Origin of the sequence: Bacillus sp. (in: firmicutes) (assembly GCA_012842745.1) — a bacterium.
In the GTDB taxonomy this organism is placed as follows: domain Bacteria; phylum Bacillota; class Bacilli; order Bacillales; family Bacillaceae_J; genus Schinkia.
Map to the genome: position 1 here is coordinate 207,801 of DUSF01000035.1, position 20,227 is coordinate 228,027.

The 20,227-nt window shown below is 36.9% G+C and carries 18 protein-coding genes, 2 tRNA genes and 1 other annotated feature; of the genes, 17 read left to right on the top strand and 3 right to left on the bottom strand.

Annotated elements, in window-relative coordinates:
* The first annotated feature begins 3 nt into the window (after positions 1-3).
* Positions 4-1,791, top strand: coding sequence for an excinuclease ABC subunit UvrC (gene uvrC, locus GX497_06080; GenBank protein ID HHY72783.1), 1,788 nt, complete (start codon positions 4-6; stop codon positions 1,789-1,791).
* Between the two features lie 23 nt (positions 1,792-1,814).
* Here the strand turns inward: uvrC and GX497_06085 are convergent, their stop codons facing one another.
* Complete coding sequence (locus GX497_06085; GenBank protein ID HHY72784.1) at positions 1,815-2,204, bottom strand: YslB family protein; 390 nt, start codon at positions 2,202-2,204, stop codon at positions 1,815-1,817.
* Between the two features lie 411 nt (positions 2,205-2,615).
* Here GX497_06085 and GX497_06090 point away from each other — a divergent pair, with 411 nt between their 5' ends.
* From GX497_06090 to sdhB, 3 genes are read left to right on the top strand one after another with little or no spacing between them, the layout of a single operon-like run.
* A complete protein-coding gene (locus tag GX497_06090) occupies positions 2,616-3,245 on the top strand; it encodes a succinate dehydrogenase (protein HHY72785.1) in 630 nt (209 codons plus the stop codon).
* Between the two features lie 54 nt (positions 3,246-3,299).
* Positions 3,300-5,084 (top strand): succinate dehydrogenase flavoprotein subunit, encoded by a 1,785-nt coding sequence (gene sdhA, locus GX497_06095; GenBank protein HHY72786.1) that lies wholly within the window; start codon positions 3,300-3,302, stop codon positions 5,082-5,084.
* Between the two features lie 2 nt (positions 5,085-5,086).
* Positions 5,087-5,842, top strand: a complete 756-nt coding sequence (gene sdhB, locus GX497_06100) for a succinate dehydrogenase iron-sulfur subunit (GenBank protein ID HHY72787.1) — start codon at positions 5,087-5,089, stop codon at positions 5,840-5,842.
* Positions 5,843-5,919: 77 nt separating this feature from the next.
* Here sdhB and GX497_06105 read toward each other — a convergent pair whose 3' ends face one another.
* Positions 5,920-6,549: an acetate uptake transporter gene (locus GX497_06105; protein HHY72788.1), complete on the bottom strand. Its 630-nt coding sequence runs from the start codon at positions 6,547-6,549 to the stop codon at positions 5,920-5,922.
* Positions 6,550-6,904: 355 nt separating this feature from the next.
* Complete coding sequence (locus GX497_06110) at positions 6,905-8,104, bottom strand: AraC family transcriptional regulator (GenBank protein ID HHY72789.1); 1,200 nt, start codon at positions 8,102-8,104, stop codon at positions 6,905-6,907.
* A gap of 284 nt (positions 8,105-8,388) precedes the next feature.
* Between GX497_06110 and GX497_06115 the strand changes: the two genes are divergently transcribed.
* The 13 genes from GX497_06115 (at position 8,389) to GX497_06175 (ending at position 20,218) form a co-directional block, all read left to right on the top strand.
* Positions 8,389-8,613, top strand: a complete 225-nt coding sequence (locus GX497_06115; protein ID HHY72790.1) for a response regulator transcription factor — start codon at positions 8,389-8,391, stop codon at positions 8,611-8,613.
* Between the two features lie 120 nt (positions 8,614-8,733).
* Positions 8,734-10,236 (top strand): ATP-binding protein, encoded by a 1,503-nt coding sequence (locus GX497_06120; protein ID HHY72791.1) that lies wholly within the window; start codon positions 8,734-8,736, stop codon positions 10,234-10,236.
* Between the two features lie 151 nt (positions 10,237-10,387).
* The gene (gene racE, locus GX497_06125; GenBank protein ID HHY72792.1) at positions 10,388-11,185 is read left to right on the top strand and encodes a glutamate racemase; all 798 of its coding nucleotides are present in this window, start codon (positions 10,388-10,390) and stop codon (positions 11,183-11,185) included.
* A 106-nt stretch (positions 11,186-11,291) separates the two neighbouring features.
* Positions 11,292-12,371 (top strand): sporulation protein, encoded by a 1,080-nt coding sequence (locus tag GX497_06130; protein ID HHY72793.1) that lies wholly within the window; start codon positions 11,292-11,294, stop codon positions 12,369-12,371.
* A 138-nt stretch (positions 12,372-12,509) separates the two neighbouring features.
* Entirely contained in the window at positions 12,510-13,253 is a 744-nt protein-coding gene (rph, locus tag GX497_06135; protein ID HHY72794.1) for a ribonuclease PH, read from the top strand.
* 1 nt (position 13,254) lies between these two features.
* Complete coding sequence (locus GX497_06140) at positions 13,255-13,848, top strand: XTP/dITP diphosphatase (GenBank protein ID HHY72795.1); 594 nt, start codon at positions 13,255-13,257, stop codon at positions 13,846-13,848.
* 22 nt (positions 13,849-13,870) lie between these two features.
* Positions 13,871-14,386 carry a metallophosphoesterase gene (locus GX497_06145; protein HHY72796.1) on the top strand — a complete coding sequence of 172 codons (516 nt, stop codon included), beginning with the start codon at positions 13,871-13,873 and terminating at the stop codon, positions 14,384-14,386.
* Positions 14,387-14,487: 101 nt separating this feature from the next.
* Positions 14,488-14,561, top strand: a tRNA-Gly gene (locus GX497_06150).
* Positions 14,562-14,578: 17 nt separating this feature from the next.
* Positions 14,579-14,652, top strand: a tRNA-Arg gene (locus GX497_06155).
* A gap of 311 nt (positions 14,653-14,963) precedes the next feature.
* Positions 14,964-15,245 (top strand) — a binding site (T-box leader).
* A gap of 109 nt (positions 15,246-15,354) precedes the next feature.
* Positions 15,355-17,076: an acetolactate synthase large subunit gene (gene ilvB, locus GX497_06160; protein HHY72797.1), complete on the top strand. Its 1,722-nt coding sequence runs from the start codon at positions 15,355-15,357 to the stop codon at positions 17,074-17,076.
* Positions 17,073-17,597 carry an acetolactate synthase small subunit gene (gene ilvN / locus GX497_06165; GenBank protein HHY72798.1) on the top strand — a complete coding sequence of 175 codons (525 nt, stop codon included), beginning with the start codon at positions 17,073-17,075 and terminating at the stop codon, positions 17,595-17,597. The genes ilvB and ilvN overlap by 4 nt, the downstream gene beginning before the upstream one ends.
* A gap of 64 nt (positions 17,598-17,661) precedes the next feature.
* Complete coding sequence (gene ilvC / locus GX497_06170) at positions 17,662-18,687, top strand: ketol-acid reductoisomerase (GenBank protein HHY72799.1); 1,026 nt, start codon at positions 17,662-17,664, stop codon at positions 18,685-18,687.
* Positions 18,674-20,218 (top strand): 2-isopropylmalate synthase, encoded by a 1,545-nt coding sequence (locus GX497_06175; GenBank protein ID HHY72800.1) that lies wholly within the window; start codon positions 18,674-18,676, stop codon positions 20,216-20,218. The genes ilvC and GX497_06175 overlap by 14 nt, the downstream gene beginning before the upstream one ends.
* Positions 20,219-20,227 lie beyond the last annotated feature (9 nt).

The following is a 20,227-nucleotide window of genomic DNA, read 5'->3' on the forward strand; positions in this document are numbered from 1 at the left end:
GTGATGACAAATCATCTGAAAGAAAAGCTAAGTCTGTTACCAGCTCAGCCGGGCTGTTACTTGATGAAAGATCGCCAAGGGACGATTATATATGTTGGAAAAGCAAAAATATTAAAAAATCGTGTCCGCTCTTATTTTACTGGCTCACATGATGGGAAGACATTGCGATTAGTGAATGAAATCGAGGATTTTGAATATATTGTCACATCTTCAGATTTAGAAGCGTTGATTTTAGAAATGAATTTAATCAAACAGTATGATCCGAAATATAACATCATGCTTAAGGATGATAAAAGCTATCCATATTTGAAAATAACGGCTGAAAAACATCCAAGGTTACTCACAACGCGGAATGTAAAAAAAGATAAAGGCAAGTACTTCGGTCCTTATGCCAATGTTGGGGCCGCTAATGAAACGAAAAAATTATTAGATCGCCTTTACCCTTTAAGAAAATGTTCAACCATTCCTGACCGCGTCTGCTTATATTATCATATGAATCAATGCCTTGCTCCATGCGTAAAGGATGTATCGGATGCAGAAAATAAACAGCTCGTCGATGAAATAGTCAAATTTCTAAATGGCGGCTTTCAAGATATTAAAAAAAGTTTAGTAGAAAAAATGTATAAAGCGTCAGATGAACTTGATTTTGAGCGAGCAAAAGAATACCGCGACCAAATTGCCCATATTGAAGCGGTCATGGAAAAACAAAAGATGAACTTGAATGAGCTCATTGACCGCGACGTCTTTGGTTATACGTATGATAAAGGCTGGATGTGTGTTCAAGTATTCTTTGTACGACAGGGCAAGCTCATTGAACGTGATGTTTCTTTTTTTCCATTTTATAATGAGCCAGAAGAAGATTTTTTAACTTTTTTAGGGCAATTTTATTTAAAAAGCAATCATCTTAAACCGAAAGAAATTTTTGTATCGGAAGAAATTAATGGTGAATACGCTGAAAAACTAGTAGAAGTAAAAGTCGTTCAACCGAAAAGAGGTAAGAAGAAAGATTTAGTAGATTTAGCGATAAAAAATGCGAAAATTGCTTTAAAGGAGAAATTTTCCCTTATCGAAAAAGACGAGGAAAGAACGATTAAAGCTGTGGAAAATCTCGGTCGGAAAATGGGCATTTCACCCCCGTATCGAATTGAGGCGTTTGACAATTCAAACATTCATGGAACAGATCCTGTTTCGGCAATGATTATGTTTATTGATGGCAAGCCGGAAAAAAAGGAATACAGAAAATATAAAATTAAAGGTGTAGAAGGTCCAGATGATTACGCTTCGATGCGGGAGGTAACGCGGAGAAGGTATTCAAGATTGTTAAGGGAAAGTTTACCGCTCCCTGATTTAATTATCGTTGATGGAGGTAAAGGGCATATTCATGCTGTAAAGGATGTTCTCGAAAATGAGCTAGGTTTGGATTTGCCAATTTGCGGACTTGCCAAGGATGAAAAACATCGGACATCGGAATTGCTCTATGGTGACCCACCAGAAGTGATTCGTCTTGAGAGGAATAGTCAGGAGTTCTATTTACTGCAAAGAATACAAGATGAAGTGCATCGCTTTGCGATAACATTCCATCGCCAGCTTCGCGGAAAAACAGCATTTAAATCAATTTTAGACGATATCCCAGGTGTTGGTGAGCAAAGAAAAAAGAAAATTTTACATCATTTTGGCTCTGTGAAAAAATTAAAAGAAGCACCAATTGAAGAACTGCTGTCCATAAATATCCCCAAAAATGTTGCAGAAAATATTTATCGTTATTTACAGGAAAAGGTGTCGGAAGAATAATGCTCTTCGGACACCTATTTTTATTATTCCCATTGCACGGTAATGATTACGGTATTATCCCGCTTTTTTTGCTGCTCCATTGCTTCCGATTCTTTGCCTATCAAGTTTTGGACCTGCTCAGCTAAAAAACCAGCCTCAAGCTGATAAGAATAATCAACATTTCTCTCAAAGCGATTGGCAATTAATTCACTAGTAAGTTCAAAGATGATTTCATCTTTATTTTCTTTAGCGACCGATAATATTCCAAGCCCAGACATTTCAAAAAAGTGAGTGATGTCCTCCAAAGTTTCCAAAGGGAATTTTCTAGCAAGATTTTTTCCACCCCAGTACAATATCGAATGATAATCCTTTCCAAGAAGATCCTTTAAAAAGGTTTCGCGAATTAATTCATAGCCAAAAGCAGGTATTGTCATTTGCGCTAATGTATCATTTATTTTTTCTTTCTGTTTTTTATTGAACAATCGAAACCACCCTTTCTAAACATATTTTATACTTTTTATTGAAGTCTGCAACAAAACAATTTTTTAAAAGAATGCATAAAAAAGCGCATAATAATGTATGTTAGAAATATGGAATAAGTCGAAAACGGAGTTATTATGAAAAAAAATACAAGAAAATGAATTTTTTGAATCTTTATTTCGTAGGTGTTCTTGACGTGTTTTGTAGATGAGAGTAAAATGAACATGTCACAGATTATTCAAAGAAGGTTCGCAAAATAGAATCATTCTTTGTAGTTTTTTGCATGCGGGGAGGTAGGAAACTATCAATCTGTTCGGTACAATTTTATTTCAAAACTATGTAAAAGTATTAAAGGGGGGGCAAAAATGGCAAAAGATCGTGAATTTTTAAACCGTAGACTCCATTCATTATTGGGGATTATTCCGGTCGGTCTATTTGTGGTTGAGCATTTAGTTGTGAATCATTTTGCAACTGACGGAGCATCTGCTTTTAACAAAGCAGCAGGATTTATGGGAACATTACCATTTGTCCATTTATTAGAGGTATTTTTAATTTTCTTACCATTACTATACCATGCAGTTTATGGGCTTTATGTTGCCTATTCTGCAAAAAACAATGTCAGCAAGTACGGTTATTTTAGAAACTGGATGTTCCTGCTACAACGTGTAACAGGTGTTATTACGCTAATTTTTGTAGTATGGCATGTATGGCAAACTCGACTTGCAGCAGCATTTGGCGCAGAAGTAAACTTTGACATGATGGCAAATATTTTAAGTAGCCCAGTTATGCTTATTTTCTATATTGTTGGTGTACTTTCAGCTGTATTCCATTTTGCAAACGGATTATGGTCATTTATGGTAAGCTGGGGACTTACAATTACTCCTCGTTCTCAACAAGTATCTACGTATGTGTGTATGGTTGTTTTTGTTTTATTAGCAATTGTGTCACTAAGAGCTATCTTTGCATTTTTAGATCCACAATTAGCTAATCTGTAATTTTAGTTCGTTCATTAAAGTTTCAGATCAAACCAAATCGGGGAGTGAGTTATTTTGAGTAATGGAAATCTTGTGATTGTCGGTGGCGGCTTAGCTGGTTTAATGGCTACTGTTAAAGCTGCTGAGGCAGGGGTTCGTGTTGATTTATTATCACTAGTACCTGTTAAGCGCTCTCACTCTGTATGTGCACAGGGTGGTATTAACGGTGCTGTTAATACAAAAGGTGAAGGTGATTCACCTTGGATCCATTTTGATGATACAATTTATGGTGGTGACTTTTTAGCTAACCAGCCACCTGTTAAAGCGATGTGTGATGCAGCACCTGGTATTATTCATTTATTTGACCGTATGGGAGTTATGTTTAACCGCACTCCTGAAGGATTACTTGATTTCCGCCGTTTCGGTGGGACACAGCATCATCGTACAGCGTTTGCTGGTGCTACTACTGGTCAGCAGTTACTATATGCTTTAGATGAGCAAGTTCGTCGTCATGAAGTGGCAGGACTTGTTACGAAGTATGAAGGATGGGACATGCTCTCATTAATCCTTGATGATAACGAGGAGTGCCGTGGCGTTGTTGCGCAAGATCAACGCTCTCATGAAATTAAAGCATTCAAAGCAGATGCCGTTATTTTGGCTACTGGCGGCCCTGGTATTATCTTTGGTAAAACAACAAACTCAGTTATCAATACAGCTACAGCAGCATCTGCTGCATATCAGCAAGGTGTTTACTATGCGAATGGTGAGTTCATCCAAATTCACCCAACAGCGATTCCTGGTGATGATAAAAACCGCCTCATGAGTGAATCAGCTCGTGGTGAAGGTGGGCGTGTTTGGACTTATAAAGATGGTAAACCATGGTATTTCCTAGAAGAAAAATACCCTGCATACGGAAACCTAGTACCACGTGATATTGCAACACGTGAAATTTTTGACGTGTGTGTAAATCAAAAGCTTGGAATCAATGGTGAAAACAGAGTTTATCTTGACCTTTCACATAAAGATCCAAAAGAGCTTGATATTAAGCTTGGTGGTATTATTGAAATTTATGAGAAGTTTACTGGTGATAATCCACGTAAAGTTCCAATGCAAATCTTCCCTGCTGTCCACTATTCAATGGGTGGAATGTGGGTAGACTATAACCAAATGACGAATATTCCAGGCTTATTTGCAGCTGGTGAGTGTGATTATTCACAACACGGTGGTAACCGTCTAGGAGCTAACTCATTACTATCAGCTATTTTTGGTGGTATGGTTGCAGGACCTAATGCGGTTGAATATATGAATAACCGTGCGAAAGCTACAGATTCTCTTCCGGAATCAGTATTTGAGAAACAAGTCCGTATTGAAGAGGACAAGTTTAATAAATTAACATCAATGACGACTGGTTCAGAAAATGCGTATGTAATTGCAAAAGAACTAGGCGAATGGATGACTGATAATGTAACAGTTGTTCGTTATAATGATAAACTTCTTAAAACAGATGAAAAACTTCAAGAGTTACAAGAACGTTGGGAACAGATTAATATTAACGATACAGCTAAATGGAGCAACCAAGGTTTAATGTTTACACGTCAATTAAAGAATATGCTTCATCTTGCACGTGTAATCACAATCGGTGCATATAACCGTAACGAAAGCCGTGGAGCGCACTATAAACCAGAATTCCCTGATCGTAACGATGAGGACTTCTTAAAGACAACAATGGCGAAATTCAATCCAGAAACAAATGCACCTGAGTTTTTCTATGAAGAAGTTGACATCTCGCTTATTAAACCACGTAAGCGCGACTATTCTTCGAAGCACGAAGTTGAAGAAAAGAAAGAGGAGGCAAAATAATCATGAGTGAAAAAACAATTCGCTTAATTATATCACGTCAAGATTCACCAGATTCTGCCCCTTACCAACAAGAATTTGAAATTCCATATCGACCAAACATGAACGTTATTGGTTGTTTAATGGAAATCCAACGTAATCCTGTTACTTCTAAAGGGGAGAATGTAGCACCACCAACATGGGATATGAACTGTTTAGAGGAAGTTTGTGGTGCATGTTCAATGATTATTAATGGCAAGCCACGTCAATCATGTTCTGCACTGGTTGACCAGCTTGAACAACCAATCCGTTTAGAACCAATGCGTACATTCCCGATTAATCGTGACTTACAGGTTGACCGTAGCCGTATGTTCGATTCATTAAAGAAAGTAAAAGCATGGATTCCGATTGATGGAACATATGACCTCGGACCTGGACCAAGAATGCCGGAAAGAAAGCGCCAATGGGCTTATGAATTAGCGAAATGTATGACATGTGGTGTTTGTATGGAAGCATGTCCAAACGTTAGTGACAAGGCTAACTTTATTGGACCACAGCCTCTTGGTCAAGTTCGTCTATTCAATGCCCATCCAACAGGTGCAATGAATGCACCAGAGCGTTTAGAAGCACTAATGGGCGATGGCGGACTTGCTAACTGCGGTAACTCTCAGAACTGTGTGCAGTCTTGTCCAAAAGGAATTCCAATTACAACTTCTATTGCAGCATTAAACCGTGACACAACTGTCCAAATGTTTAGAAACTTCTTCGGAAGCGACAAATAATAGATTTATAAACATATATAAAATAAAATCCTCTAGCCAAAAGGCTAGAGGATTTTATTTTTATTTGCTAAAACCTGTTACATATTTTCAGCGGTTTTAATAACCTTCTTACTATTAACTTCAATAGGTCCTTTAGCAATTAGTCCTAAAGGTTTTCCGACTGACAGTACGGTTCGGCCAAAGAAATTATTTAGAAATGTTGCACCTGCTAAATAAAATCCAAATAAAGAAATAGCGAACTCTGCATACGCGGCAATAGTAGCAAATAAATCATGGTTAATTCCAAGAGCTGAAAAGCCTAGTGAAAGGAATAATACATTAATAAGAACTAATAGTATCGTCATAATTAAATGAACTTCAAATGCAGCTACCATTATAAATAAAGAAATGAAAAAGTAACCAAAAAATGCAAATCCCAATTGTCTTGGATCGGCATTTACAGTTAATTCCCCAAACCATCCTAAGCTAATTGCCCAGTGAGTTGCAACACCCATCCAAAATAAACCATAAACACCTAAAGCCATTGCACCAAAAGTATTATTATTTCTAAAATCAATTAATGAAGCCCAAAGTTGTGCAATAGCTCCGAGAAAAATTGCCCATGGTATTGCAAATTCTACCCCTGTTGTCCACCCCATTTTTTGTGAGGACGCTACAAATGTTACTATTGCTAATCCGAAAACACCAAATGCTGTTGGATCAGCCATTTTTACCCTTCCTTCTGATACTACTGTTTCAACGCTCGCCACTCTAACACTCCTTCCCTTTTCTAATATAATTTCAATATATAATTCGTTTTCATTATATATAACAAATTTATGCAAAGCCTTACAAAATATTGTCTTTGTATATCAAAAAAATGTCTAATTGTCCAAAAATAGGTACTTTTTTTGTAAGTAAAGTATAAATTTTATAATATAACAAAATATTTCAATATAGTTATAAAATTATTACAAATGCAAGAGCAAAATATTTCAATATAGTTATAATAACGTAAACTATAAATATATAGAAAAATAAAAAAAGGTTGGAAAAATCCAACCGTTTGATACGTGCTTCAAGTTATTCATTTACAGTTATAATATGCTCTTCTCTGTATTCACTTGGGGACATTCCGGTTTGTTTTTTAAAGATTGAACTAAAATAATTTGGTGTATTAAAACCTACTTGTGCCGCAATTGACTCGATTGTGTCGTTTGTATTGGCAAGCAAATACTTTGCTCGTTTCACTCGAATATTTGTAACATACTCAACGAAAGAAACGCCAAGTTCTTTTTTGAATAAGCGGCTAAAATACGTGTGGCTTAGATGGACCTTATTTGCCACCTTTTTAATGGACAAGTCCTCGTGAAAATAGTTAGAAATATATTCGATACATTTTTGTAAATTTGTGTCTTTTGTTAATTCTTCATAAAAACAAAGTAAACTGCCATCACTAATGGCTTGTCCTAAAGCCTTCCTTGCTTCCCTATATGGTTGATTTAAATTTAATGGGTCATTATAAACAGAGCCTACACCGGCGTGTAAAGTGATGCTGTATTCCTTTTGAATTTCTTCGATTAGCTTCAAGAGATAATAACGAATTTGATCCCATTCACGAATTGACTTATAAACATAAGGGATGTGAAAAAGCACTGCTAAATAACGAGGAAAAGAGACAAAATATACGTCCTTTACCCAATGTGATAGATGGTTTTTTATATCTGAGCGAAGATGTGTACGTATTACACGTCTACCAGATTCATTCTCAATAAATTCTTGTGCAGCATTTGCCCCTTGTACAAGACAAACAATATTTGGAATACTTTCCATTTTGGAAAATGTTTGGTATTTTTCCAGTTCTTCCTCTGTTTTTACTTCGCCAAATAGTAGTCGTCTCAAAAACATCTCCCTTACAATCGGTAAATCTCCTAATCCTTCAACCGAAGTTTTTATAGCGTTAATAAATGCTTTTTTTCTTACAGGGTTTAACAATAATGAGTGGGCATGTAAGTTAACGGCAACAGGTGCTGTGTTTAAATTTTTCTCATTCATGATAATAATCAGTTTACTTTGTAAATATCTTTTCCTAAGGTGATTAATTTTAATCCAGTCGAAAGATGCATTAATTTGAGCAACAATAATATCAATCATCGTATTACTTTGATCGTCCTCAGGCAATAATTTGTAGTGACCACTTAAGGCTTCATTAATCCAGTTTTCGAACTTTTCACGCGAGTTATGGTCCATGCCCACAACTTTAACGTTGTACATGCTATACATGTTAATTGTCCTCCCCTAATTTACACCAGTTCCATAATATTAAATATTAATTATAATTTTTTACCAAGATTATTATACTAAATTTTTGAACGGTATGTGACAATCTACTACATAAGTTGCAAAATTGTTCACAAATTTTGCAGTAATGAATTGGAATTTTATTAGCAATTTTTACGTTATTTGTACCTCTAAGTCACAGACTCACTCCATTTTACATATGATATCAAGACTAAATATATTCCCTTCAAACACAACTCATGCCCTGGTAAGGAGGGAAAAATTGATTGAAGGAAAATAACTACCAACCGAAGCCGCTACTTACAAAGAGAGAAAAAGAGGTATTTGAGCTTTTAGTACAGGACAAAACAACGAAAGAAATTGCAGAGGAGCTTTTTATAAGTGAAAAAACAGTTCGTAACCATATTTCGAATGCCATGCAAAAGCTTGGAGTTAAGGGGCGCTCCCAAGCAGTCGTGGAACTCCTTAGAATGGGGGAACTAGAACTATAGTACGTGCCGGCTTTCATAATTGGGAGCCGGCATCGTTTCTTTCAGTTTTTCCGATTTAATTATAACTATCCTTTTAATATAATGAATAGTAACACGATTAGGAAAAAAGGGGCAGCGATTTTGAAAACTATTAATCTACTATCTTTATTAAGTGCAAAAGATGATCTGAATGCAATGAATTTTGCAAAATACATCGAACAATTTGGCATTAATCCTAAAATCAGAGCAGGCGAAATTGAAGATATTGAAGCGCTGGTTGATGAATTTATGAAAAGAGGAAATCAATTCGATATTCTCAACCATTATTATGTTGGATTTACGATTAAACAAATTGGGAAAGAATTTGACCTACTAAGAATCGGTGAGAATAGTATCATTAATATTGAGTTAAAGCTAATAAGTACGGAAGAGAAAATCATAAAGCAGCTTGTGCAAAATCAACATTATTTAAAATTTCTTGATGTTGATGTTTACAGTTTCACCTACATTTCCGCAACAAAGAAACTCTATGCACTTGTCGGTCCGCAAGAAATCAAAGAAGTGGAATTTGAGGTTTTAATTGAAAAATTAAAAGAACAAATAATAAAAGAAATTGATGATCTTGATAATTTATTTGATCCAACCAATTATATAGTTTCGCCATTCAACTCAACTGATGCCTTCATTGAAGATAAGTATTTTCTAAGTGCGCAGCAGAGTACATTTAAAAGGGAAATTATCCAATTAACACCGATGGAACAGTCAATTTTTATTGCGATTAAAGGTGGATCTGGATCCGGAAAAACACTGTTAACTTACGATATCGCAAAAGAATATATGAGACAGTCGAAAAAGGTGCTCATTTTTAATTGTGGAAAATTAAATAATGGACATGTTACATTGAAAACTCACTATCATTGGTCAATTGAGGCGATTAGTAACTTTAGCGAATACGACGATCATTCAGAAATGGATATTGAGCAATATGAATTAATCATATTCGATGAAGCTCAAAGAATATATAAAAATAAATTTTTAAAATTAACAAATTTGCTTCAACAACTCAAAATCAAATGCATTTTTTCTTATGATCCTAACCAATGCCTTACTGCGTTAGAAATTGAAAATAATATCCCTAAATTAATTGAGGAAACTTTAAATCCTTATCAATATGAATTAACAACAATCATTAGACATAACAAAGAAATTCATGCGTTTATTAATAAGTTATTTGATTTATCAAAGCACGCCAAAATCGAGAATTATTCAGACATCAGTATTCAGTATTTTTCCTTGAAGGGTGCGACAACAAGCTACTTACAATCATTACAAAAAGAGGGCTGGAAAGTCATTGATTACACCGAAACAAGGTATATTGAACACCCCGATAATGATCATATCATTACAACAGGGGTAAATTCCCATGATGGAATCGGTCAAGAACTTGATTGTGTTGTGGCTGTCATTGATGAATCTTTTTATTACAAACCAAATCACAAGCTGTCCACAAAAGATTTAGGGAAACAAATGTACTATCAGCCGACGCGAATGTTATATCAAAACATTAGTCGTACGAAAAAAAAGCTGCAAATTGTCATCTATAATAATCCCGATGTTTTAGATGAGATTTTAAAGATTTTATAGGTGATATGTCTGTTTTTCAAACCATATTATAAAAGTCGGCTTTACTTTGACATGGGATAATTGGGTTCATTGTGGTATAATACTTCATTGGGAAATAATATTTAATATAAAATTGATTATAATTTTTATTACAAAATGGGGCGATTAAGCTTTGAATAGACCAATTGGTGTAATTGATTCAGGTGTTGGTGGATTAACAGTTGCGAAAGAGATTATGAGACAGCTGCCAAAAGAAGAAATTATTTATTTAGGAGATACAGCACGTTGTCCTTACGGTTCAAGGCCTGTGGAAGAAGTCAAGAAATTTACGTGGGAATTAACTAATCATTTATTAAACTATAACATTAAAATGTTAGTTATTGCATGTAATACAGCGACAGCACTTGTGTTAGACGATATAAGAGCTACCATTACTATACCTGTCGTAGGTGTTATCTATCCAGGGGCAAGAACAGCTCTAAAGGTAACGAAAAATAATCATATCGGTGTCATCGGAACCGTCGGCACGATTAGAAGCGGCTCTTATGAACAAGCCTTGAAAAGTATAAATCATCATGTGGAAGTAGAAAGTCTTGCCTGTCCATCATTTGTGCCGATTGTTGAAAGTGGCAATTATGAAGATGAAGATGCTAGAAATATTGTCAAGGAATCATTAGCGCCATTAAAAGTCCATGATATTGATACACTTATATTGGGGTGTACCCATTATCCAATCCTTCGACCTGTGATTCAACAAGTTATGGGTGAAAAAGTGAAACTGATTAGTTCTGGGGACGAAACTGCTAGGGAAGTTAGTACTCTTTTACATCATGCTAGTATGTTGGTTACTGAGGATAGAATACCAAATCATTTATTTTTAACAACAGGGCCTAAGGAAATTTTTCAACATATTGCTTCAAGGGTATTTGAACACCCGATTGAAAATGTCCAATCGATTACATTATCATAAATGACCTTCCTTTTCGGAAGGTTTTTCTTATTTGTAAAAAAAATTCGGTCTAAAACTTGGCAATGCTCGTATATATGTAGTACAAACTGCTATTGGAGGGAGAATTATGTTTAAAATAAAAAAGAGCGGTTTACTAGCATCGATTATGGCCTTATCTACAGTTTTAGCAGGCTGTGCAATCGGTGGTGAACAAGCAATTCGCCAAATGGACACTCAAAAACCACAAGAAGTTACATATGTTGAAGAGGATGCATTAGATCAAAAAAATTCGTCAGCTGAACAAGTTGAAAATCAGGAAGAAAATGAAGCAGAGCAGACGGTATCAAGGGAACTGTATTTGTTAGACAAGAACGGCTTTGTAGTGCCACAGACGCTTCCCTTGCCAAAAACGAACGAAGTAGCAAAACAAGCATTGGAATATCTTGTTGAGGGTGGTCCGATTAGTGAATTACTACCTAACGGCTTCCGGGCTATTTTACCAGCTGGAACAATGGTAAATGGCGTAAATTTACAAAAAGACGGTACGCTTGTCGTCGATTTTTCAAAAGAGTTCTCAAATTATAATGCAGAAGATGAACTGAAAATATTACAAGCCCTTACTTATACTTTAACGCAATTTGATACAGTGAATAAAGTGAAAATTCAAATTAATGGCTATGACCAAACGAACATGCCTGTAAACGGAACACCAATTAACGAAGGCACAAGCCGGGCAAATGGAATTAATTTTGATAACGGGGAAGTCGTCGATGTTGTGAATAGTAAAGCTGTTACGCTTTACTTTCTTGGGCAAAATGGGGACAACACATACTTTGTTCCTGTTACAAGACGAATTGGGAAAAATGATGATGCTTATGAAGCGACCGTAAAAGAATTAATTAAAGGACCAAATGTTGTATCCGGTTTGTACACGGAACTTCATAAAGATATCGCGCTGTTAGAGAAGCCTTCTTACAAAGGTGGTGTACTCACATTAAATTTTAACGAAGGAATTCTTAGTAGCTTACAGGGTACGGCACTTTCAAAAAATATTTTAAATGAGCTTGTCTTATCGCTAACCGAGCATGCTGGTGTTGATGGTGTAGCGATAAAGGTAAATGGTATGGAAAAAGTATTGAATGAACAAGGAGCAGAAATTGCGGCACCTGTTTTGAGACCAAAATCTGTGAATACAGGTAGTTTTTAGCGGAGGAAATTTGCTATAATTAAATATACTAACGGTGAGGGCTGGCTAACATTTGCCGCCTTTTTTGTTTCTACTCCAGTTTAAATCATGGAAATAATGAACAAAGTAAATGAAGACATAATTTCAGGAGGGGTTTAGTTGAGAGTTGATGGGAGAAAGAAAGATGAATTAAGACCAATACATATTGACACAGGTTATTTGAAGCATCCTGAAGGATCTGTCTTAATAACAGTCGGGGATACAAAAGTAATTTGTACAGCCAGCATTGAGGACCGTGTTCCGCCATTTTTACGCGGGCAAGGAAAAGGGTGGATTACTGCTGAATATTCAATGCTGCCAAGAGCAACAGACCAAAGAACGATGCGTGAATCAACGAAAGGCAAGGTTTCAGGTAGAACGATGGAAATTCAGCGTCTAATTGGCCGCGCCCTTCGCTCTGTTGTAAATCTTGACCTTGTCGGGGAGCGGACAATTTGGATTGACTGTGATGTCATTCAGGCTGATGGGGGAACGAGAACAGCTTCCATCTCAGGTTCTTTTGTGGCGATGACGCTTGCTCTTGGGAAAATGGTAGAGAGAAAGGAGAGTAAGGAATTTCCGATCAAAGCCTTTCTCGCTGCAACTTCGGTTGGAATTGACCCGGAATTTGGGGAAATATTAGACTTAAACTATATCGAAGATTCAAAAGCGAGTGTTGATATGAATATTGTCATGACAGGAGCTGGTGAATTTGTTGAGCTTCAAGGAACAGGAGAGGAAGCTACTTTTTCAAAAAAACAGCTACAGCAATTACTGAACCTTGGGGAAAAGGGAGTCAATGAAATAATTGCACTCCAAAAGGTAGCACTGGGTGAATTAGCGAATAGAATAGGAGCGAAGTGATTTGAAAGATATTTTAATCGCCACTAAAAACAAAGGCAAAGTTAAAGAATTTGCCGCCTTATTTGCAGAAAAAGACATCGTTGTACATTCACTTTTAGATTTTCCAGACTCGCTTGATGTTGAAGAAACTGGGGATACATTTATTGAAAATGCGAAATTGAAAGCAGAAACAATTGCAAAACAGTTTAATAAAATTGTAATTGCTGATGATTCTGGCCTTTCTGTCGATGCGCTAGATGGCCGTCCGGGTGTTTTTTCCGCAAGGTATGCCGGAGAGCCAACGGACGATCAAGCCAATTTAGAAAAGGTTCTACGTGAATTACATGGTGTTCCTTCTGAAAAAAGAACAGCAAGATTTCACTGTATTTTAGCGGTAGCGATTCCGAATGAGAAAACTAAAATATTCGAAGGAGCTTGTGAAGGCTATATTACAGAAGAACCGCTTGGAGAAAATGGCTTTGGCTATGATCCGATTTTTTACGTTCCCGATAGAAGGCAAACGATGGCGCAGCTATCGAATGATGAGAAGAATAAAATTAGTCACCGTGCCAATGCGATGAAACAGCTTCGTGAAAGCTGGGATACAATTTTTTAATTAGATTAGATGGGAGAAAAGCATGAAGGTTCTTATCGTAAGCGATAGCCATGGATTAGAAAAAGAACTTGTCGCTTTGAAAAATAAATACAGTTCTGAAGTTGATGCGATGATTCATTGCGGGGATTCAGAATTATCGTTCGCCTCGAATGAAATTGCTGATTACATAGCTGTAAAGGGGAATTGTGATTATGACCGTAATTTTCTAAATGACCAGCTAGTTTCAATTAATGAAGTACCGTTTTACATTACCCATGGACATTTGTATAATGTAAAAATGTCATTGCTAAACTTACGCTATCGTGCTGAAGAAGTCGGCGCAAAGATTGTGTGCTTTGGTCATTCTCACATTGCTGGTGCAGAATTGATTGATGATATTCTCTTTATTAATCCAGGGAGCATTTATCTACCAAGAGCTAGAAAAGAAAAAACATATGCTATATTAGAAGTTGACGATTATAAAAATTGTGTTGTAAGATTTTTTAGTATTGATGGTATGGAAATACCAGCATTAATGGTAAAATGTAAAATAGGTTAGGGAAAAAGTCTCTAACCTATTCATAAAAAATGTTGACACGGTAATTTGGATAGTATATATTAATATTTGTCGCTGATTGAAATGCTTAATTTCAACTAAATGCGGGTGTAGTTTAATGGTAAAACTTCAGCCTTCCAAGCTGATGTCGTGGGTTCGATTCCCATCACCCGCTCCAAATGAATTTCATACTATGTCCCAGTAGCTCAGCCGGATAGAGCATACGCCTTCTAAGCGTACGGTCGGGAGTTCGAATCTCTCCTGGGACGCTCGGAAAAACTGTAGAAGGGTAATCTTCTACAGTTTTTTGCTTATGTACGCCCGGCATGGCATAAACATTATTTGATTATTATTTTTCACGAATTTAAAAGCATATTGTCCATGTAATTAGCTATTTTCTAAATTATTTCCATATAGAATTTAGTTGTCATAAAAATATTAAATTTTTTTATTTTCCATAATCATTGATAAATAAGGATTGGAAACGCATTCAGCCCACTCTCTTTATCGAAATTATCTAATTATTATAAAAAAGAGGGTTGACTGTAATGAAAATACAGAGTAAGATAATGCTCAAATATGAAAAACGTTGACGAGGAAAAGTAATCTCAAGAACGGTATCTACAGAGAGCCGGTGGTGCTGGAAACCGGTGATACCCCTGATGGTGAACTCGCCTCTGAGTATCAATCTGAACGATTTCATGCTAGTAGGATTGGTCGAGTGTTTTAAATCACTCGTTACAAAAAAAGAGCGGAGCAATGTTGTATTTTGTTGTTCATTGTCGCTCATGAGGTAATGCTCTGAAAGGAGTATTGCAATTTAGGGTGGTATCGTGGAAAGTTAAACCTTTTCACCCCTTTGCTTTCGGGCTATTATGGGGTGAGAAGGTTTTTTGTTTTTAGGGGTTAGGAACAAGTTAGAGTATTATAAAGATCCAAAGAAATTTTTACAAGAAGAAGGAGGCTTTTATATGAGTACCAATGTAAAAGCACAGGAGCAAAAAACAATTCCTCAAACTATGAATGGCGGAAGAATGTTAGTGAAGGCTTTAAAAGCTGAGGGTGTTGAAGTCGTTTTTGGTTATCCGGGAGGTGCCGTATTACCAATTTATGATGAAATATATGATTCAGGGATCAACCACGTCTTAACAAGACATGAACAAGGTGCAATCCATGCTGCTGAAGGATATGCTCGTATTTCTGGGAAACCGGGGGTTTGTATTGCAACATCAGGCCCAGGAGCAACGAATATTATCACAGGCTTAGCTGATGCGATGATGGATTCATTACCTTTAGTTGTGTTTACCGGTCAAGTTGGAACGGGTGTGATTGGCTCAGATGCATTCCAAGAAGCAGATATTATCGGTATTACGATGCCAATTACAAAATATAGCTATCAAGTTCGTTCGACAGACGAATTGCCGAAAGTAATCAAAGAAGCGTTCCATATCGCGAATTCTGGCCGTAAAGGACCTGTATTAATTGACATTCCGAAAGATGTAGCTGTAGCAACTGGAATCTTTAACTACGATGAGATTGAAGTAAATATTCCAAGCTATCAACCAAACTACACTCCAAACCATTTCCAAATTAGAAAAGTTGTGGAAGCGGTAAGTTCAGCGAAAAAACCAGTGATTTTAGCTGGCGCAGGCGTTATTCATGCTAATGCCCATGAGGAACTAAGAGCATATGCAGAACAACAAAGCTTACCGGTAGTTAATACGTTGCTAGGACTAGGATCGTTCCCAGGCCGTCATGAACTATTTTTAGGTATGGGCGGTATGCACGGAACTTACACAGCTAATATGGCATTGTACGAATCTGATTTACTCATTAATATTGGCTCTCGTTTTGATGACCGAATCACAGGGAATTTGGCGCATTTTGCACCAAATGCCAAAGTTGTTCATATTGACATTGATCCTGCTGAAATTGGGAAAAATGTACCAACACAAATCCCTGTTGTTGCTGATGCGAAAGAAGCGTTAAAAGCATTGATTGGCGAAGATGGAGCAAAAGGTGATTTCTCAATTTGGCTTAAAAAGCTAAGAAATTGGAAGGAAGAATACCCGCTCGCTTATCGTACAGAAATAAATGTATTGAAGCCGCAGCGCTTAATTGAATTAATCCATGAAATGACAAATGGAAATGCAATCGTTACGACAGATGTTGGACAGCATCAAATGTGGGCAGCGCAATACTATTCTTTTGAAAAGCCGAACAAATGGGTTACTTCTGGTGGTCTAGGAACAATGGGATTTGGCTTACCAGCAGCGCTTGGCGCCCAATTTGCGAGTCCAAATGATACGGTTGTTAGCATCGTCGGCGATGCTGGTTTCCAAATGACATTCCAAGAAATATCGGTTTTACAGGAAAAAAATCTCCCTGTAAAAATTGTGATTGTAAATAATAAAGCATTGGGCATGGTACGCCAATGGCAAGAGCTGTTCTATGAAGAGCGTTATTCCCACTCGTTAATCCCTGAACAGCCTGATTTTGTAAAATTAGCGGATGCATATGGGATAAAAGGATTAAGAGCAACAAATGAAGCGGAGGCAAAAGCTGTTTTAAAAGAAGCTTTTGAACATAATGGCCCAGTTCTTTTAGATTTCCGTGTAGCACCAATGGAAAAAGTATATCCTATGGTTGCACCTGGAAAAGGAATTCATGAAATGGTAGGGGTGAAACAATGAAGAGAATAGTAACAGCAACAGTAAATAACCATCCAGGCGTTTTAAACCGCATTACAGGCTTATTTACAAGAAGAGACTACAATATTGAAAGCATTACTGTTGGAGTAACTGAAAATCCGTCAATTTCAAGAATGACATTTATTGTGCATGTAGAAGATGAAGCAAGAGCTGAACAGCTGACAAAACAGCTTAATAAGCAAATTGACGTCATTAAAGTGCAAGACATTACAGATCAACCACGAATCGAAAGAGAGCTGGCTTTAATCAAAGTTATCAGCAATCCGCAAACACGAAATGAGTTAATGGGTATCATTAATCCTTTTAGAGCAAGCATTGTTGATGTTAGTCGAGATACATTGGTTGTCCAAGTTACAGGGGACAGCCAAAAAATTGAAGCATTAATTGAGCTTATTCGCCCATATGGCATTAAAGAAATTGCAAGAACTGGTACAACCGCTTTTGCTCGTGGTTTAATAAAGAGCAATGGCCAAGAAAATAAACAAAGCGCAATATCAAATTAAGAATTATTTCATTAATTCAATAAACTAAAAAAATTCAACGAAAAATTAAGGAGAGATTTAAAAAATGGCAAAGGTATATTATAACGGAGATGCAAATGAAGCAGTATTAAATGGAAAAAAGGTTGCAATTATTGGTTATGGCTCTCAAGGTCATGCCCATGCTCTTAACTTAAAAGAAAGCGGCGTTGATGTAGTAGTTGGTATTCGCCCTGGTAAATCTGCAGATCAAGCGAAAGCTGATGGTCATACAGTATTAACAGTAAAAGAAGCAGCTGAAGTGGCTGACCTTATCATGATTCTATTACCAGATGAGCATCAACCAAAAGTTTATAACGAAGAAATTAAGCCTGGCTTAACAGCTGGTAAATCATTAGTATTTGCCCATGGTTTTAACGTTCATTTCGGTCAAATTACACCACCACAAGACGTGAACGTATTCTTAGTAGCACCAAAAGGACCAGGACACTTAGTACGTCGTACTTACACTGAAGGAGCAGGTGTACCAGCATTATTCGCAATTTATCAAGATGCAACTGGTAATGCAAGAGAGCTTGCTTTAGCATATGCAAAACAAATAGGTTCTGCTCGTGCAGGTGTTCTTGAAACAACATTTAAAGAAGAAACTGAAACGGACCTATTCGGTGAGCAAGCCGTTCTTTGTGGTGGTACTACAGCATTAGTAAAGGCTGGTTTTGAAACATTAGTTGAAGCTGGCTACCAACCAGAAGTTGCGTACTTTGAGTGCTTACATGAATTAAAATTAATCGTTGACTTAATGTATGAAGGTGGTCTTGCTAACATGCGTTACTCAATCTCTGATACAGCAGAATGGGGTGACTTCGTATCAGGTCCACGCGTAGTTGATGCAGGCGTTAAAGCTCGTATGAAGGATGTTTTAACAGATATTCAAAAAGGTAGATTTGCAAAAGGCTGGATTTTAGAAAACCAATTAGGTCGTCCAGAGTATAATGCAATTAAGAGAGCTGAAAATGAGCATTTAATTGAAAAAGTTGGTGCAGAACTTCGCGAAATGATGCCGTTCGTAAAACCAAGAAAACCAAAGGAAGTGGTCGCTAGTGCGAAAAATTAATATCTTTGATACAACTCTTCGTGATGGTGAGCAGTCAGCAGGAATTAACTTAAACCATTCTGAAAAGATGGAAGTAGCACGTCAGCTTGAACGCTTAGGTGTAGATATTATAGAAGCCGGGTTTCCGGCTTCTTCAAAAGGTGATTTCCAGGCAGTTCAGGAAATTGCTAATACAATTCGAAATTGTTCAGTAACTGGACTTTCTCGTTCTAATGTGAAAGATATTGATATTTCATGGGATGCCCTAAAAGGGGGCGCAGAACCAAGACTCCACCTATTTCTAGCAACATCACCTATTCATATGCAATATAAGTTGAAAATGACACCAGAACAAGTTCTTGAAACAGCTGTTGCATCAGTTAAATATGCAGCTCAAAAATTTCCGATTATTCAATTCTCGTGTGAGGATGCAACTCGTAGTGAACTGCCATTCATGGCACAAGTGATTAGCGCAGTCATTGATGCTGGGGCAACAGTTATTAATATTCCTGATACAGTTGGCTATACAACACCGAAGGAATATGGACAAATCTTCACTTATTTAAAAGAGAATGTTCCGAATATTGGGAAAGCGATTCTTTCAACTCATTGTCATGATGATTTAGGGATGGCGGTAGCCAATTCATTATCAGCAGTTGAGCATGGTGCTGGTCAAGTTGAATGTACAATCAATGGGATAGGCGAAAGAGCAGGGAATGCTTCCCTAGAAGAAATCGGTGTTGCCCTTCATATCCGCAATGATTTTTATCAAGCAAAAACTGGCTTGAACCTACAACAAATTAAGAAGACTAGTACGCTAGTAAGCAAGCTTACAGGTGTAATTGTACCTCCTAATAAAGCGGTTGTTGGAAAAAATGCTTTTGCCCATGAATCTGGCATCCACCAAGATGGTGTCTTAAAAGAAAAGACAACGTATGAAATTATCTCTCCTGAACTCGTTGGTGTTGCTTCCAATGATATGGTGCTTGGCAAGCATTCAGGCCGACATGCCTTCCGTAACCGTATGGAGGAACTAGGTTATAATTTATCAACAGAAGAGGTTAATAATTTATTCGTTGCTTTTAAAGAGCTAGCAGATAAAAAGAAAGAAATTACCGATGATGATTTACTATCATTAATGTTTGAAGAAAAACTTGGAAGTGCTGTTAAGTTCTATGAGTTAAAATCACTTCAAGTTCAATATGTAACACATCAAGTAACAACAGCAACAATATCAATGACTACACCAGACGGTGTGGAAGTCCATGAGGCGTGTACTGGATCTGGTAGTGTGGAAGCCATTTATAATACACTAGAAAGAATTATCGGTTCAACAGTACGTCTTGAAGACTACCGAATTCAAGCAAATACTGGCGGAAGAGATGCATTAGCTGAAGTATTTGTAAAAATCAACTTCCAAGATATGACATCAAGTGGTAGAGGTACAGCCCAAGACGTGTTAGAAGCTTCAGCAAAGGCTTATATTAATGCTGTTAACCGAATTTTATTGCAACAGCAATATCGTGAAGAAATGCAAAATGTTGTGAAATAACTCTGAAAG